Raw genomic sequence first — 15,755 nt, 5'->3', positions numbered from 1 at the left:
CGACCGTCGTCGCGGAACACCGGGCGCCGCCCGAGGCCGGCGGCGACAGGCCGGAGCCGCGGCCATGAAGCCGTCCATCCCGCCCGCCGGCGACGAACGCCGCCGGCTGCTGCAGGGCATGGCCGCCGGCGCACTGGGCGCCTGGCTGGGCCCGCCGTTCGCCGCCACCGCATCCCGGAGCACCGACATGAGCACGCAGAAAGCCGACCTGATCCTGCACAACGCGAAGATCACGACACTGGACCCGCGCAAGCCGCAGGCCGGCGCCGTCGCGATCGCGGACGGACGCTTCCTCGCCGTCGGCGACGATGCCGAAATCATGGCATTGCGCGGCCCCGGCACGCGCGTCGTCGACGCGCGCCGCCGGCGTCTCGTGCCCGGGCTGATCGACTCGCACATGCACATCATCCGCGGCGGCCTGAACTACAACCTCGAACTGCGCTGGGACGGCGTGCCGACCCTGGCCGAAGCGATGGAGCGCCTGAAGCAGCAGGTCGCCGTGACGCCGGCGCCGCAGTGGGTGCGCGTGGTAGGCGGCTTCACCGAGCACCAGTTCGCCGAGAAGCGCCTGCCGACCCTGGAAGAGATCAACGGGATCGCGCCGGACACGCCGGTGTTCATCCTGCACCTCTACGACCGCGCGCTGCTCAACGGCGCGGCGCTGCGCGCGGCCGGCTACGACCGCAACACGCCGAATCCGCCGGGTGGCTGGATCGTCAAGGACAGCCGCGGCGAACCCACGGGCCTGCTGCTGGCCGAGCCCAATGCGCTGTTGCTGTATTCGGCGCTGGCCAAGGGCCCGAAGCTGCCCTACGACTACCAGCTCAATTCCACGCGCCATTTCATGCGCGAAATGAACCGGCTCGGCGTGACCAGCGTCATCGACGCCGGGGGCGGCTTCCAGAACTACCCCGACGACTACAAGGTCATCGAGGACCTGCACGCGAAGAACGAGCTGACCCTGCGCATCGCCTACAACCTGTTCACGCAGAAGCCCAAGGAAGAACTGGCCGACTTCCGGCGCTGGAGCGGCCTGGTCGCGCCCGGCCAGGGCGACGGCTTCTATCGCCACAACGGCGCCGGCGAGATGCTGGTGTTCTCCGCCGCGGACTTCGAGGACTTCCGCCAGCCGCGGCCCGAGATGCCGCCGAACATGGAAGGCGATCTCGAAGGCGTCGTGCGCCATCTCGTCACGCAGCGCTGGCCGTTCCGCCTGCATGCGACCTACGACGAGACCATAGCCCGGGCACTGAACGTGTTCGAGAAGGTGAACCGCGACATTCCGTTCGACGGCCTGCACTGGTTCTTCGACCACGCCGAGACCGTCAGCGACGCGAATCTCGACCGCATCGCAAAGCTCGGCGGCGGCATCGCGATCCAGCATCGCATGGCCTACCAGGGCGAATACTTCGTGCAGCGCTACGGCATCCAGGCCGTCGAACGCACGCCGCCGTTCAAGCGCATGCTCGAGAAGGGCGTGCACGTCGGCGCCGGCACCGATGCGACGCGCGTGGCCAGCTACGATCCGTGGAACGCGCTGTACTGGATGGTCACCGGCAAAACCGTAGGCGGGCTCACCTTGTATCCGCCGGCCAACCGCGTCGACCGCGAGACCGCGCTGCGGCTGTACACCCAGTCCAACACCTGGTTCTCGAACGAAGAAGGCGTCAAAGGCCAGATCGTCGCGGGCCAGTACGCCGATCTCGCAGTGCTGTCGGCGGACTATTTCGCGGTCGACGAATCCGAGATCCGCAACCTCGTGTCGGTGCTGACCGTCGTCGGCGGCCGCATCGTCTACGGCGACGAGGAATTCTCCTCGCTGGCGCCGCCGCTGCCGCCGGCGATGCCGGACTGGTCGCCGGCGCGGCGCAAGGACAGCGGCTACTGGAAGCCCGCCACGGCGGCCGCGCTCAGCGCGATGCATGCGGTCGCCCAGGCGTCCTGCGGCTGCGACAGCGCCTGCACCGTGCACGGCCACGCGCACGGCAAGGCGCAGAGCGCGGCCGTGTCCGACGGCGAGCAGCGCGGCTTCTGGGGCGCGCTCGGCTGTTCGTGCTGGGCCTTCTGAGGAGCGCGTCATGCAGAGCCTCGAAACCCTGTTCGCAAAAGCGTTCTGGTATCCGCTCGCGCGCTGGGCATTGGCCGCGGTGTTCCTCTACAGCGGCATCGACAAGCTCGCGCATGTCGATGCGGCCGTGGCCGAAGTCGCCGGCTTCGGCTTCCGGCCGGCCGGACTGCTGGCCGCGATCACGATCGCGAGCCAGCTGCTCGGCGCCGGCCTGTTGATCGCCGGCGGGCGCGCGGCCATCGCCGGCGCGCTGCTGCTGGCCGGCTTCACGGCTGCGGTGACCGTGCTCGTGCATCAGTTCTGGCTGTCGAGCGGCGTCGACCAGGTGCGCACGGCGAGCACGTTCCTCGAACACGTCGGACTGGTCGGCGGCTTCCTGCTGATCGCGCATCATCAGGCGAAGCTGTGCCGTGGCGCCTCGGCCGCATAAGCGACCCAGGCTGCCGCGCCTTGCGCTCGCGACGGCCGCGGCGATCCTGCCGGCGTTGGCGCCGCACGCCGCCGCCGCGGACTGCGGCGCCGCGACGGCGCACTGCCTCGACCTCGGTGGCGGCGACCGCGTGACCTTCGGCGCCAGCGTGCGCGTACGCACGATGGACTACGCGCCCGTGCGCTTCGGCATCGGCGCGGACGACGACGCCTACACGTTCTACCGCGGCCTGTTCCGCGCCGACCTGCGCCGCGGCGCGCATTGGCAGGGCTTCGTCGAACTCGGCGCGCACGACGTCGGCGGACGCCGCGGCGGCGCCGGCGCGACCGATCGCGACGGACTCGACGTGCAGCAGGCCTACCTGGGCTGGAGCGACGCCGCGACGGCGATCCGCATCGGACGGCAGGAAGTCAGCTTCGGCTCGTCGCGGCTCGTGTCGGTGCGCGACGGCCCGAACATCCGCCTCGCATTCGACGGCCTGCGCGCGAGCCGCTTCGACGGCGACAAACGCGTCGACCTGTTCGCGCTGCGGCCCGTACGCCCGGAGCCCGGCGCATTCAACGACGAGGGCGACCGCTCGCAGGCGTTCTGGGGACTGCATGCGGCGCTGGCGCCGGCGGGTTTGGCGCCGTCGAAGATCGACGCCTACGGATTCGGCTACCGGCGCGACGTCGCGCGCTTCGCGGCCGGCAGCGGCCGCGAATACCGCCAGTCGTTCGGCGCCCGGCTGTACGGCCGCGGCGGCGGCTGGGACTGGAACACCGAGGCGGTCTACCAGCGCGGCCGCTTCGGTGCAGGATCGATCAGGGCGTGGACCGTCGCGAGCGACACGGGCTACACGTTCGCGTCGCTGCGCGGCACGCCGCGCCTGAGCCTAAAGGCCGACGTCGCGAGCGGCGACGGCGATCTCCGCGACGGCCGTCTCGGCACCTTCAACGCGCTGTACCCGAACGCGTCCTACTTCAGCGAATCATCCTTGCTCGCGCCGGCCAACCTGATCGACCTGCAGCCGGCGCTGACCCTCGCGCCGACCGGCACGCTCAGGCTGATCCTCGGCTGGGATTTCGTCTGGAAGCACCGCGTCGCCGACGCGGTCTACACGACGCCGACGCCGCTCGTGGCGGTGCCCGGCACGGCCGGCACCGCACGCCGCATCGGCGACCAGCTCAAGCTCGAAAGCAGCTGGCGCTTCGCGCCGGACTGGGAAGCGCGCCTGCAGCTCGCCCATTTCAACGCCGGCCCCGCGCTGCGCGAAGCCGGCGGCCGCGACGTGCGCTTCGTGTCGACGGCACTCGTCTACGCCTGGTAGGCGCCGCGATAGCCACGGCACCCGCTTTGCGCTTGTGCGCCTAATGTACATAGCTACATTAGTGAAACGCACGATCACGAGGGGATTGCCATGGACCGCCATACGCTGCGCCGCCGTCTGTTCGCCTTGTTCTTCGCCCTGCCCGCCCTGCCCGCCGCCGCGGCCCTGCCGTTGCAGGCGGGATCACCGCAGCCCACCGACCGGCTCGACGAGATCTACTACGCCCAGCCGCACAACACCTATCTGCACAGCGACAAGCTGACGAACTGGCTCGACGCCGGCTACCGCACGGTCGAGATCGACGTGATCGACAACGGTGACTGGGAGAAGGAACCGAAGGGGCCCTACGTCGCGCACGGCATCGGCCCGACCAACAGCAACTGCAGCGCGGCGAGCGACGACCGGCTCGGCGACTGTCTCGACGACGTGACCGGCTGGCTCGACACGCATGCCGTCGACGTGCCGCTGCTGGTCTTCGTCGACATGAAGGCAAACTCCGATCCGGCCAGCGCCTGGAAACCCGACGAGATCGCCCAGCTCGACGATTTCATCCGCGGCTATCTCGGCAGCCGGCTCTACAGCTACCGCGACCTGCTCGGCTATCTCGCGCCGAACGGCAATCGCACGGGGCTGAAGAACAAAGGCTTCCCGACGATAGACACCCTGAAGGGCAAGATCATCGTCGTGTTCACCGGCGGCTACCTCGGCGACGTCAACGCGCGCATGAACAGCGCGCGCAAGCTGCTCGAGGCGCAGACGCCGGCCGGACCGGTCTCGTTCCTGTGCCCCGACGTCGACAGCGACGACCCGAACGAGATCTCCGGCGCGATCGACGGCATCAGCGCCGCCGACTCGGCCTATTTCTTCTGCGGCAACATGAATGCCGGCGACAACGACCAGTACGTGCTGAACCGCTCGGCCGAATACCGCCAGCTGATCCACCAGTGGGGCGCGGCCGGCGACTTCAGCAGCCTGGACTACGCCTGGAGCTACATCTCGGTCGCCCACGGCGCGAGCGCGATCGGCTGGGACGTGACCGAGTCGCTGACCGACGCCAGCGTGTTCCGGCCGAACTGGCTCGGCAGCATTCCGCTGAACGGCAAGCGCCGCAGCCTGCCCGGCTACTTCGAGCTGCACACGACGTTCGCCGGCCAGTGCGTCGACGTCAGCGGCAGCAACTGGAAGAACGGCACGGCGCTGCAGCAGTACACCTGCAACGGCAGCGACGCGCAGCGCTTCGTCTATACGGCCGAAGGCCAGCTGCGGCCCAAGGGCGACACCGACTATTGCGCCGACGTCGACGGCGGCAAGGGCAAGCAGGGCGCCAAGCTCAATATCTGGGACTGCGACGGCGGCGAATCGGAGAAATGGGCGATCTCCTCGGCCGGCCTGTTCGCCAACCGCGCCGGCAACTGGGGCTATTGCATGGACGTGACCGGCGGCAGCCCGTCGTCCGGCACGCGGCTGCAGCTCTGGGGCTGCAGCGCTTCCAATCGCAATCAGCAGTTCGATCCCGTCCGCGTGCCGGACTTCTGATCGTCCGGCGGCGCGCCTGCGCTCCGCTCGCGGAGGCAGGCGCGCCCGGCGTCAGCGCCAGCGGCGGTCGACGACGAACTCCGCGTCGCAGCCCCGGTCGACCCAGATGCCGGCGCGGTTCCAGCCCCAGGTGCGGCCTTCGACGCAAGCCGAGCCGGAGATCTGGCGTGACAGGCGCACGTCGCTGCCGCGGCCCGTGTCGACCTGGCACAGGTTGTAGTGGAAGTTCTGGCTGCCGCAGCGCACGACGATGCGCTGGTCGAAGTCGTTGCCGGGACGCCAGTCGCCCCGGCGGTCGTCGTCGCGGTAGTCGCCGCGCCGGTCGTCGTCGCGGTAGCCGCCGTGGCGGTCGTCGGCCCAGCGGCGCTCGATGCGGAATACGCCGGCGCAGCCGTTGTCGACCCAGACGCCCGCGCGGTTGTAGCCCCAGGTGCGGCCTTCGATGCAGTCGCTGCCGGAGGTCTGATCGACGAGGTCGACGCGTCCGCCGCGGCCGATGTCGACCTGGCAGAGGTTGTAGCCGTAGCCGCGGCTCTCGCAGCGAACATCGATGTCGCGGTCCCAGCCCGGACCCGGGCGCCAGTCGTCGCGCGCTGACGCGGCCGACGCACCCAACAACAAAGCCACGGCTGCCGCCACTGTTCCGGTGCGCGGGAAAATACTCATCGCAAGCGTCCTCTCGTCGATTGCCGGGGCCATGCCCGGCGGGCACGGTAGCCGGCTGCGATCGCGGGGCGCGGCAAGCCTTGCCGATCGTCCGCCTCCCCGCGGCCGTGCGCGCGTTGTACCACTGCCGCGGCCGCCACGCTGTACCAGAATGAAAACACGTGCGCCAGGTCGCAGGCGCGGTCGCCGCAGCGAGCGAGCCGCCGCCGTCGGCGGACGGAATTCGCCACGGCCGCCGTGCCAGCCGGATCGTTTGCAGGCATCATGCGTCGCGGCAAGGGGACGCGAACGATGGACGACGAGCAGCTCGACACCCTGTTTGACGAGGCGACGCGGGCGCTCGACGCCAAGCAGGCATTTCTCGAACGCGAATTCGCGATCGGGCGACACGAGGAATGGAAAGCGGACCTGGCCCGCTCCGAGATACGCTTCCTGCAGCACGGACGCGAAGCCGTCACCGCCGACGTGCTCGTCGTCGGCACGCTCGGGCACGACGGCATCTGGCTCTGGGGATGGGCCAACCGGCGGCTGCCGGACGACGTGCGCGCCGCCGGCGAAGGACTGAAGTCCTTCGCGAGCCTGACCGGCCTCGACATCTTCGAACAGCGTGCCTGGGAAGCGGACGAACAGCAGGCCTGGGAGATGACGGCACTCGCCTGCCGTCATTTCGATGCCAATGGTGCGTACTGCATGCCGTCGGCCAGCGCCGACGTCTACGTGCTGCTGCGCCATGTGCGGGCCGTGGGCGCCGGTTGAACGACCGTCGTCCGCCTCGTCGTCAGTACGGAGACTCGGCGAACGGGTTCAGCGGCTCGCAGAGCCCGACCTTCTTCGAGGTGCAGGCAATCTGGAAATGATGGCTCGCGACGATCGCGCCGGCGAGCAGCAGGCCGAGCGCGCAGGGCCACAGCAGCGTACGGCGCCGCCGCGCCAGCAGCGCCCAGGTCGCCGCGCCGGTCAATGAGGCGGCGATGCCGTATCGCAGGATGTCGGTACCGAGCTTGGCGAAGCGCGCGCCGAAACCGCTCTTGAGCGCGATCAGCGCGACGACGGCCAGACCGAGGAACAGGCAGGCGCCGGCGAACAGCATCGCGACGGCCGCGCTGCGCGTCGACCCGGCCTGCGCCCGGAACAGCGGGGGCCGCCGACAAATTCCGTGTGGTCGACCCGTCACGGATGCAGTGCGGACAGCCATCGTTACGGCCGCGCCCGAGACGATCGCCTCAGCCGCGCCTTCACGTAGCCGCGGCTGGCGAGATTCACGTGAACGGCGGGCAGGTCACCCGCACTGAGGCCGAGCCAGCACAGGCCGCGCGACAGGCGTTCGACGTGGCATCGGCAGGCGGCGGTCTCGAGCCGTTCGACCGCGCCGTCGACCTGCCACAGCACGAGCCCGAGAACGCCGCCCACCTGCTCGTCCGCATCGACCGACACCTGCAGACTGCCTTTGCGCGACGTCCAGAAATCGATTTCGCTGACGACACCGTCGGCGGCTTCCAGCTGCAGGCGATACCGCGCGAGGCCGGTCCGCTCCAGGCGCAGCTGCGCGGCGTCGACGAACAACTCATCGAGGTCGGCGGATTCAGGCTGCGAATGCAGCCGGCCCGTCGCAGCGACACCGTCCGTCATCGACGTCGGCCGCCGACGCGGATGAACGTCGCTGCCGCCGTCAAGCCGGCCTCACGTCGTGCAGCTTCCAGACGCGGCCGGCCAGCAGGTTCAGGCGGTGCTTGACTACAGAGTGCGGCAGGGTCGTGACGACTTCGACCTCGGTGTGCAGGTCGGACTGCTCGGCGCTGACTTCGGCGCCGACATCGCTCGCGCCGAGCGCGGGGTCCACGGCATCGGGGTCCGGCTGCAGCGCTTTCCAGCGCCGCCAGAGTGCCGGCTCGCGCAGGGCGGCCTGCAGGGTGTTGGCGAAGCTGTCGGGGCTGATGCCGTGGAAGGACAGTTCGGCGTGCTCGCCGCGGGCCTGGGACAGATCGCCGATGCTGATGAAATAGCGCTGGGCTGCGGGCATCCGGGTCTCCTGAGAGTGGCGCGGAGCCGGGCTCCGCCGTGCCCGCAGTCTACCGCCATCGTCCGTGACGACGGCATGAGGCGTTGCACCGGTTGCCGGCTCGCGGCCGCACCGGCGCCGCGGCGGCCGGCGCGCGTCCATCCGGGACTTTTGTCCTGGGCCGCGGATCGGCCCGCTGCCCTAGGATGCAGGTCTGACCACTGGGAGTGACCTATGCTGCGCCATCCTCTGGCCCTCGCCCTGGGCCTGCTGCTCGCCGTGCCCGGCTTCGCCGCGGACAAGAAGGACGACAAGAAAGCCGACAAGTGGGATGTGAATGCGGCGCACGGTCCGACGAAGACGGTCGCGTTCACGACCGACGAGGGCACCTGGATGGATCTCGACGTCAGCCGCGACGGCAAGCAGATCGTCTTCAGCCTGCTCGGCGACCTCTATCTGCTGCCGATCGACGGCGGCAAGGCCAAGCGCATCACCAGCGGCGCAGCCTGGGACGTGCAGCCGCGCTTCTCGCCCGACGGCCGCGAGATCGCGTTCACGTCCGACCGCGGCGGCGGCAACAACATCTGGCGCATCCGCGCCGACGGCAGCAGTCCGTCGCAGGTCAGCAAGGAAGATTTCCGCCTGCTCAACAACGCGGCCTGGACGCCCGACGGCGAATACCTGATCGGCCGCAAGCACTTCACCGGCCAGCGCTCGCTCGGCGCCGGCGAACTCTGGCTCTATCACAAGTCCGGCGGCGCCGGCCTGCAGCTGACCAAGCAGAAGAACGACCAGCAGGACCAGGGCGAACCGGCGGTCAGTCCCGACGGCCGCTATGTCTACTACTCCGAGGACGTCACGCAGGGTCCGTTCTTCCAGTACAACAAGAACGCGCACGACACGATCTACGCGATCAAGCGCCTGGACCGCGAAAGCGGCGAGATCATCGACGTGGTCTCCACGCCGGGCGGCGCGGTGCGGCCGCAGCCCTCGCCCGACGGCAAGTCGCTGGCCTTCGTCAAGCGCGTGCGCGACAAGAGCGTGCTGCACAAGCTCGATCTCGCCAGCGGCGAAGTCACGCCGCTCTGGGACGGCCTGTCGCACGACATGCAGGAAGCCTGGGCCGTGTTCGGCCCGTACGCGAACTACGCCTGGACGCCGGACTCCAGGAGCCTCGTGATCTGGGCCAAGGGCAAGCTCTGGCGCGTGGATGCGGCCAGCGGCAAGCCCGCGGCGATTCCGTTCAGCGCCGACGTGCAGCAGACCGTCGCCGCACCGCTGCGCTTCGAGCAGCCCCTGGAGAAAGGCAACTTCGCACCGAAGATGATCCGCGACGCCGCAACGAGCCCGGACGGCAAGAGCGTGGTGTTCCATGCGATCGGCCACCTGTGGCTCAAGACCTCCGGCGGCGCGCCGCAGCGACTGAGCCGGAACGACGCGGTGTTCGAATACCAGCCGAGCTTCAGCGCCGACGGACGCAAGCTGCTGTACACGACCTGGTCCGACGAGAAGCAGGGCGCCATCGTCGAGCGCGACCTGGCCAGCGGCAGCGAACGCGTGCTGACCACGGCGCCGGGCTTCTACTACGCGCCGAACTACTCGCGCGACGGCCGCTACGTGACCTGGTCGCGCCAGTCCGGCAACTCGCTGACCGGTTCGCTCAACAGCGGCGACGGCGGCATCTATGTGATGCCGGCCGCCGGCGGCACGCCCAAGCGCCTGGTCCATGACGGCGCACAGCCGCAGTTCAGCGCAGACGGCCAGCGCATCTATTTCCTGACCGGCGGCGGCCTGAAGAAGAAGCTGCAGAGCATCGGCGTCAGCGGCGAAGAGCCGCGCGACGTGTTCGATCTCAAGTACGTCGATTTCGTGCAGGTCAGCCCCGACGGCAAGTGGGTCGCGTTCACCGAGCTGTTCAACGCCTACGTCGCGCCGATGCCGCAGACCGGCAAATCGATCGAACTGAGCAAGGACACCACGGCGATTCCGGTCAGCAAGATTTCCGACTACGTCGGCTCCTACCTGCACTGGGGCAACGACAGCGCCAGCGTGCACTGGCTCGTCGGCAGCGAATACTTCACGCGCGAGCTCAAGGACGCCTTCGCGTTCGTGCCGGGCGCGCCGGGGGAGCTGCCGAAGCCGGCCGCGCTCAAGGGCCAGGATCTCGGCCTGCGCGTGCCGGCCGACACGCCGACCGACGTCGTCGCGTTCACCCATGCGCGCCTCGTCACGATGAACGGCGAGGAAGTCGTCGAGGACGGCACCCTGATCGTCGAAGGCGACACGATCAAGGCGCTCGGCAAGAACGTCGCCGTGCCGGCGAACGCGCGCGTCATCGACGCGAGCGGCAAGACCATCGTGCCGGGCTACGTCGACGTGCACGCGCACGCCAACCACTTCACGAACGGCGTGGTGCCGCAGCAGAACTGGGCCTACTACACCAACCTCGCGTTCGGCGTGACGACGATGCACGATCCGTCGGCCAACACCGAGGCGGTGTTCTCGCAGTCCGAGCTCGTCAAGACCGGCGATCTCGTCGGCCCGCGCGTGTTCTCCACCGGCACCATCCTTTACGGCGCCGACGGCGACTTCAAGGCGGTCGTGAACTCGCTCGACGACGCGCGCGCGCATCTGAAGCGCATGAAGGCCAACGGCGCGTTCAGCGTGAAGAGCTACAACCAGCCGCGCCGCGAGCAGCACCAGCAGATCAACCAGGCTGCGCGCGAACTCGGCATGCTCGTGGTCGAGGAAGGCGGCTCGACGTTCAACTTCAACATCCCGATGGTCCTCGACGGCGTCACGAGCATCGAGCACAACATCCCGGTCGCGCCGCTGTACAAGGACGTCGTCGATCTCTGGAAGCAGACCGACGTGCGCAACACGCCGACGCTCGTGGTCAGCTACGGCGGCCTGTCGGGCGAATACTGGTGGTACGCGCGCGACAACGTCTGGGAAGACAAGAAGCTCGCGCGCTTCTTCCCGCGCGAGACGCTCGATGCGCGTTCGATCCGCCGCGAGACCGCGCCGGACTGGGACTACTACCACATCGAAGTGGCCAAAGCGGCCAAGCACCTGCGCGACAACGGCATCAAGATCCAGGTCGGCGGCCACGGCCAGCTGCAGGGCCTGTCGCCGAACTGGGAAATCTGGATGCTGACCCAGGGCGGCTTCAGCAACCACGAAGCGCTGCGCGCCGCGACGATCGACGGCGCCGACCTGCTCGGCCTGTCGAAGCAGATCGGCTCGCTGGTGCCGGGCAAGCGCGCCGACCTCGTCGTGCTCAACAGCAATCCACTGGAGAACATCCGAGCCACGATCGACACGCGCTACGTCATGGTCAACGGCCGCCTGTTCGACGTCGACGCCGACATGGCCGAAGTCGGCGGCAAGCAGCGTCCGGCGCCGACCTTCTACTGGCAGCGCCACCGCGACGGCCATACCTTCGGCGCCGAATACGGCCCGACCGCGCCGTGCCACTGCCCGAAGTCGGGACTGGGGCATACGCACGACTGATCGGTCGTTCAGGCAGCCTGCGCAGGCGCGACGTCTGCGCAGGCTGCGGCCGAGGTCTTCCGGCGTTCTTCGCGGCGGTGAGACGGCGGTGCTGCGGTCAGCTTCGTTCGCCGCAACGCGCGTGTCGCGGCCTCACTCGCCGTTTCTCCCGCTCACTCGCCGTACGGATCGCTCTCTGCGCGCAGACGCGCAACCCGATCGCGCAGCAGCGCGGTGTAGTCGGCTTCGGCTCGCCCACTGGCGAGATCCAGGAAGCGCCGTTCCGCGGCGGCCTGGGGACACCAGAGCGTGGTGACTCCGCGCAGCGATGCGGATTTCGTCGCATCCGCGCTGCCGACGAAGCCGCCAATCACGATGCAGGCCGACAGCATCGTCGCGTCGTCGCCGGCGAACACGGCGGCATGGCGCTGACGCAGCAGTTCGGCGATCCCGGCATCGAGGTTCGCGACGGACTGCCACTGCGCCAGCGGCAACAGCTGCATCGCCTGCAGTCCGTCGTGACGCCGATAGAGCGCGGCCAGCTCGTCGGGCAGCGGCGGGCCGAAGCGCGCAGCGACAGCGGCGATTTGCGACTCCTCCGCGGGACCCGGCCGGCTCAACTGCGGATTGAGCAGACGCTGCCACAGCGGCGGACGCGGCAGCGCATCCAGCAGTTGCAGCGGCGTCTGGCCGGCCAGCGCCGCGGCTGCGCGCTCGCGCGCCGCGTCGATGCGCTTGCGCTGCTCCGCGTACATCGCATCCATCGCCCAGCGCTGACGCAGCCAGTCGATCAGCTGCGGGGCTGCCCGGCTGCCGCCTTCGAAATCCAGCCAGTAAAAACGCACGCCCGGGTTTTGCGGCGGCTCCCCGACGTCGTAGAACACGGCCGTCATCAGATCGGCATCGTGCCCCAGCAGCAGAAATCGACCCACCTGCGCCGGAGCCAGATCCACGCTGGCGCCCTCGTCCGCTCCAGTGTCGACCTCCTGCAGCCTGCTCAAGCGATAGAACGGAATCTTTCCGTCGATCGCGTGACTGTCCAGATCCAGGTCGCGAACGTCGGCCACGCGCTGCACCCGGGCCAGCGGCGCGAGCCCCAAGGAGCTGGCGCCGTCGACGATGCGATAGAACGCAGCCAGCTCGTCGGGCAGCGCAATCCCCAGGCGAGCCTGCGCGGCGGCGATTTCCGTCTCGCCGGCCGGAATCAGCACGGCCGCTGCCGAATCTTCCCGCTCCGCGGCAAGCACGGCGCTGACGAGCGCGTGCAGGCCGAGCTTCGCGGCGTCGGCTTCCAGGCGCGCGCGGTCCTGCATGCCGCGCTGAATCGTCGTGTCGAAATCGTTCGTCCGCATCGATTGCCAGACTCCGAATCCGATCACCGCCGCAGCGAGCGGCCCGGCCAGCAGCGCGAGGTAAGTGCCGCCGACGAGCACGCGCTGCAGCAGGCGCATCGGCGCGACGTCAAGGCTGCGCAGCGCTTCGGCCGCCAGCGCCAGTCGCGGCGGCGCGAGCGCGGTCGTGCCGGCGATGCGGTCGAAGGCGTCGAACACGCGGCGCTGGCGCAACGCTTCGTTTTGCGACTTGTCCATCTGTGGATCATTTCGCAATGCATGCAGCACGCTGCCGAGCCGCCAGCGGCTGCGCACGGTCGGCAGTTGCAGCAGCGCGATGAACGCGAGCAGGAGGAAGCCGAACCAGAATGCGAGCGCGGCGCCGAGCAGGCTCGCGATCGCGACGAACACGGCGCTGAGCCGCGCGGACCCCACGGGCAGCAGCTCCTGCACCACGTGCGCGCCGTCCAGCGGCGGCACCGGCAGCACGTTGAGGTAGTTGACGAACAGGAACACGAGCGCGGCCTCGACGGCGAGGCCGGCGCCGCCGAACGCGATTCCTCCGTTGAAGAACGCATAGGCCAGCAGCGCCCAGCCGATCAGGATGCCGGGCAGCGGTCCCATCAGGCTCATCCAGGCGCGCCGCGCGGCGTCGGGTTTGGCTTCGTGGCCGATGGTCACGCCGCCGACCAGCGGCAGGGCCAGCATTTGCACGTTGCGATAGCCCGACAGGCGCATCGCGAGGTAGTGGCCGAACTCGTGGATCGCGACGACGACGAGCAGGATCGCCGCGAAGCGCCAGCCCCAGATCCAGCCGCCGAGCAGCAGGAACAGCGCGACGCTGAACGCGAACAGCCCGGCCTGCACGCGGCGCGGCACGGTCAGCTGGGTCTGGCGCTTCGCCAGCCCCGCGAGCCAGGCCAGTCGCGCCGGCGGCACCGGCTGCGTGTTCGCCGGCGGCTTGGGCTGGCGCCAGAACGCCTTGTAGATGGTCCAGGCGAAACCTAACCGCGGCCGCAGCAGGCCGCTGCTGTCGCGATAGACCTTGCCGCGCTGCTGCAGCGAGGCCAGGCGCTGTTCGGTCAGGCCGCCGGCCTGCCACTCCAGCGCCGCGTCGTCGACGCCGGCCGTGTCGGCGGCGCCCTGGCGCGCGGCCCAGTCGCGATGCCGTTTCCACTGCGCGGCGAAGTCCGCCCCGGCTATCGTCTGGCCGAGCACCTGCGCGTTCGCGCAAACCTCGGCGTAGCAGTCGAACGCTTCGCTGACGCAATGGCGGCCGTCGCCGAGGCGGCGCACGAACACACTGAGCAGACGATTCGCGAATTGCGGTCCCGGCGGCGCGAACAGCCAGAGCGCGTCGCCTTCCTCGCGCTGGCGCCAGACAGCGACGGGCTGCACCGGCATCGCACCGCCGACGCTCTCGACGAGGAACCACTGCGGCCCCTCGAAGCCCAGCGCCGCCAGTTCGGCGGCGGCCCGCGCATGCAGGTCGGCGATGGCCTCGGGAATGCGCGGCGCGGCGATGCGCCGCGCGCGCGCCGGCGCGAACACCAGCGACAGCAGCGCGCGCAGGCGCTGCAACTGCAGCAGCAGGAACACGGCGAGGACCAGGGCAGCCAGATCCAGCAGCGCGGCGTGATCGGTCATGCGGACTTCCGGCAGGGCGACGCGCGATTGTCGCCGCTGCGCCGGCGCGCTGCACGCCGCCGGCGTACGGGCCGCGCCGGCGCGATAGCCGCGGCGCCTGCCCTACGCTTGGCCTTTGCCGCAGAATCCACTACGCCGCATCGCCGGCCCGACCCCGAGGAAGCTCCGATGGCCAACGACACCCAGCCCACCGCCGTGAACAGCCAGATCACCGATGCGATCACCCAGGCCGCCGTGCCCGCCGTGAACGACCAGATCACCGACGCGGTCACGCAGAGCAACGTCAAAGTGGTCGGCGAAGCGCCGGCCTATGCCATGGGCACGATCTACCAGGCGCTCGCCCACTCCACCGGCATCCTGTTCCAGAACGCGGTCAGCCAGCAGCAACAGCAGAACATCCTGGCCCAGGCCGCGGCAACGCAAGGCGTCATGCTGATCTACACCCTGGACACGGCCGCGGAGGCCCGCGCGGCCGAAGGGAGCACCGGCTTCACGCCGGCGCAGCTCTCGGCGCGCGCCGTCGACGCCGCCGCGTCGACCCAGGCGAACGGCAGCAGCAAGGTCCTCGGCTCGGTCAACGACCAGATCACGCAGGCGGTCAAGCTGGCGCTGGACACGACGCTGTCGCACAGCGGCGACGTGGCCTACGGCGTGCGCGCAGCCGCCGACGCGCTGGCCTCGGCGATCGAACGCGTGAACCGCGCGAGCCAGGAAAACCTGCTGCAGACCATCAAGAACTCGGCCATCGCGGCGTGCCTCGCGGGGATGATCAGCGAGCCGGACAAGGCCGATGCGTACGAGGACGTCATCGACGTGATCCGCAAGCTCGGCAGTTACTGAACGATCCGGCGCAAGGTCCTTCGCCGCGCGCCGGCCTCGGGCGCGCGGCGGGGAATTCCCGCGAAGCCGGACACATCCGGCCGAAGCCTGTCGCCGCGTCACGACGGCCGCGACCGCCGCTGCTACGCTCGCCGGATACGGCAGCGGGGGCGGCTTCGGTGAAACACGGAATGCGGTTGCGGCGCGCATTCGGCATCGGGCTGCTGCTGGCGGCGCCGGTTGCCCTCGCCGCCGCGGATCTGGACGCCTGCAGTGCCGCACTCAAGCGTTCGCCGGCCGAGGCGATGACGGTCTGCCGCGACGCGCAGGAGCGGGCCGGCGCGGCCGGCCGCCGGCGCGACAGCGCGATCGCCCAGCTCGAACGCGCATCCGCAGCCGTCGCGCTGGCCCGCTATGACGAGGCCCAGGCCGACATCGACGCGGCCGAGCAGCGCCTC

General features: G+C 69.7%; 12 protein-coding genes and 1 pseudogene. 8 read left to right on the top strand and 5 right to left on the bottom strand.

Annotated elements, in window-relative coordinates; genetic code table 11:
* The first annotated feature begins 187 nt into the window (after window positions 1-187).
* The 4 genes from NON22_RS10400 (at window position 188) to NON22_RS10385 (ending at window position 5,343) form a co-directional block, all read left to right on the top strand.
* The gene (locus NON22_RS10400) at window positions 188-2,068 is read left to right on the top strand and encodes an amidohydrolase (RefSeq protein WP_257386862.1); all 1,881 of its coding nucleotides are present in this window, start codon (window positions 188-190) and stop codon (window positions 2,066-2,068) included.
* Between the two features lie 10 nt (window positions 2,069-2,078).
* Window positions 2,079-2,498, top strand: coding sequence for a DoxX family protein (locus NON22_RS10395; RefSeq protein ID WP_257386861.1), 420 nt, complete (start codon window positions 2,079-2,081; stop codon window positions 2,496-2,498).
* Window positions 2,479-3,807 carry an alginate export family protein gene (locus tag NON22_RS10390; protein ID WP_257386860.1) on the top strand — a complete coding sequence of 443 codons (1,329 nt, stop codon included), beginning with the start codon at window positions 2,479-2,481 and terminating at the stop codon, window positions 3,805-3,807. The genes NON22_RS10395 and NON22_RS10390 overlap by 20 nt, the downstream gene beginning before the upstream one ends.
* Before the next feature lie 90 nt (window positions 3,808-3,897).
* A complete protein-coding gene (locus tag NON22_RS10385) occupies window positions 3,898-5,343 on the top strand; it encodes a ricin-type beta-trefoil lectin domain protein (RefSeq protein ID WP_257386859.1) in 1,446 nt (481 codons plus the stop codon).
* Window positions 5,344-5,394: 51 nt separating this feature from the next.
* Here NON22_RS10385 and NON22_RS10380 read toward each other — a convergent pair whose 3' ends face one another.
* A complete protein-coding gene (locus NON22_RS10380) occupies window positions 5,395-5,970 on the bottom strand; it encodes a DUF3011 domain-containing protein (protein WP_257386858.1) in 576 nt (191 codons plus the stop codon).
* Window positions 5,971-6,300: 330 nt separating this feature from the next.
* Here NON22_RS10380 and NON22_RS10375 point away from each other — a divergent pair, with 330 nt between their 5' ends.
* Entirely contained in the window at window positions 6,301-6,765 is a 465-nt protein-coding gene (locus NON22_RS10375) for a DUF6882 domain-containing protein (RefSeq protein ID WP_257386857.1), read from the top strand.
* A 22-nt stretch (window positions 6,766-6,787) separates the two neighbouring features.
* On the opposite strand, the gene NON22_RS10370 is transcribed toward NON22_RS10375, so the two are convergent.
* The 3 genes from NON22_RS10370 to NON22_RS10360 form a co-directional block, all read right to left on the bottom strand.
* Window positions 6,788-7,099 carry a hypothetical protein gene (locus NON22_RS10370; RefSeq protein ID WP_257386856.1) on the bottom strand — a complete coding sequence of 104 codons (312 nt, stop codon included), beginning with the start codon at window positions 7,097-7,099 and terminating at the stop codon, window positions 6,788-6,790.
* A gap of 107 nt (window positions 7,100-7,206) precedes the next feature.
* The gene (locus NON22_RS10365) at window positions 7,207-7,638 is read right to left on the bottom strand and encodes a hypothetical protein (RefSeq protein ID WP_257386855.1); all 432 of its coding nucleotides are present in this window, start codon (window positions 7,636-7,638) and stop codon (window positions 7,207-7,209) included.
* 40 nt (window positions 7,639-7,678) lie between these two features.
* Window positions 7,679-8,029, bottom strand: a complete 351-nt coding sequence (locus NON22_RS10360) for a hypothetical protein (protein ID WP_257386854.1) — start codon at window positions 8,027-8,029, stop codon at window positions 7,679-7,681.
* A 213-nt stretch (window positions 8,030-8,242) separates the two neighbouring features.
* Here NON22_RS10360 and NON22_RS10355 point away from each other — a divergent pair, with 213 nt between their 5' ends.
* Window positions 8,243-11,521 carry an amidohydrolase family protein gene (locus tag NON22_RS10355; RefSeq protein WP_257386853.1) on the top strand — a complete coding sequence of 1,093 codons (3,279 nt, stop codon included), beginning with the start codon at window positions 8,243-8,245 and terminating at the stop codon, window positions 11,519-11,521.
* A 152-nt stretch (window positions 11,522-11,673) separates the two neighbouring features.
* Here the strand turns inward: NON22_RS10355 and NON22_RS10350 are convergent, their stop codons facing one another.
* The gene (locus tag NON22_RS10350) at window positions 11,674-14,478 is read right to left on the bottom strand and encodes a site-2 protease family protein (RefSeq protein WP_257386852.1); all 2,805 of its coding nucleotides are present in this window, start codon (window positions 14,476-14,478) and stop codon (window positions 11,674-11,676) included.
* 168 nt (window positions 14,479-14,646) lie between these two features.
* Between NON22_RS10350 and NON22_RS10345 the strand changes: the two are divergent.
* Both NON22_RS10345 and NON22_RS10340 read left to right on the top strand, forming a co-directional pair.
* A pseudogene (locus NON22_RS10345) lies at window positions 14,647-14,937 on the top strand (RebB family R body protein); the annotation flags it as partial.
* A 551-nt stretch (window positions 14,938-15,488) separates the two neighbouring features.
* The coding region (locus NON22_RS10340) for a hypothetical protein (protein WP_257386851.1) at window positions 15,489-15,755 on the top strand (267 nt) is incomplete at its 3' end.

Origin of the sequence: Tahibacter caeni (assembly GCF_024609805.1) — a bacterium.
GTDB lineage: Bacteria > Pseudomonadota > Gammaproteobacteria > Xanthomonadales > Rhodanobacteraceae > Tahibacter > Tahibacter caeni.
Note: the sequence above shows the minus strand (reverse complement) of the source record. Positions and strands in the feature narration are given on the sequence as shown.

Coding starts and splice junctions, on each gene's coding strand:
- NON22_RS10370 (WP_257386856.1), bottom strand. CDS start 7,099: ATGCTGTTCGCCGGCGCCTGCCTGTTCCTCGGTCTGGCCGTCGTCGCG.
- NON22_RS10360 (WP_257386854.1), bottom strand. CDS start 8,029: ATGCCCGCAGCCCAGCGCTATTTCATCAGCATCGGCGATCTGTCCCAG.
- NON22_RS10385 (WP_257386859.1), top strand. CDS start 3,898: ATGGACCGCCATACGCTGCGCCGCCGTCTGTTCGCCTTGTTCTTCGCC.
- NON22_RS10395 (WP_257386861.1), top strand. CDS start 2,079: ATGCAGAGCCTCGAAACCCTGTTCGCAAAAGCGTTCTGGTATCCGCTC.
- NON22_RS10355 (WP_257386853.1), top strand. CDS start 8,243: ATGCTGCGCCATCCTCTGGCCCTCGCCCTGGGCCTGCTGCTCGCCGTG.
- NON22_RS10365 (WP_257386855.1), bottom strand. CDS start 7,638: ATGACGGACGGTGTCGCTGCGACGGGCCGGCTGCATTCGCAGCCTGAA.
- NON22_RS10375 (WP_257386857.1), top strand. CDS start 6,301: ATGGACGACGAGCAGCTCGACACCCTGTTTGACGAGGCGACGCGGGCG.
- NON22_RS10400 (WP_257386862.1), top strand. CDS start 188: ATGAGCACGCAGAAAGCCGACCTGATCCTGCACAACGCGAAGATCACG.
- NON22_RS10350 (WP_257386852.1), bottom strand. CDS start 14,478: ATGACCGATCACGCCGCGCTGCTGGATCTGGCTGCCCTGGTCCTCGCC.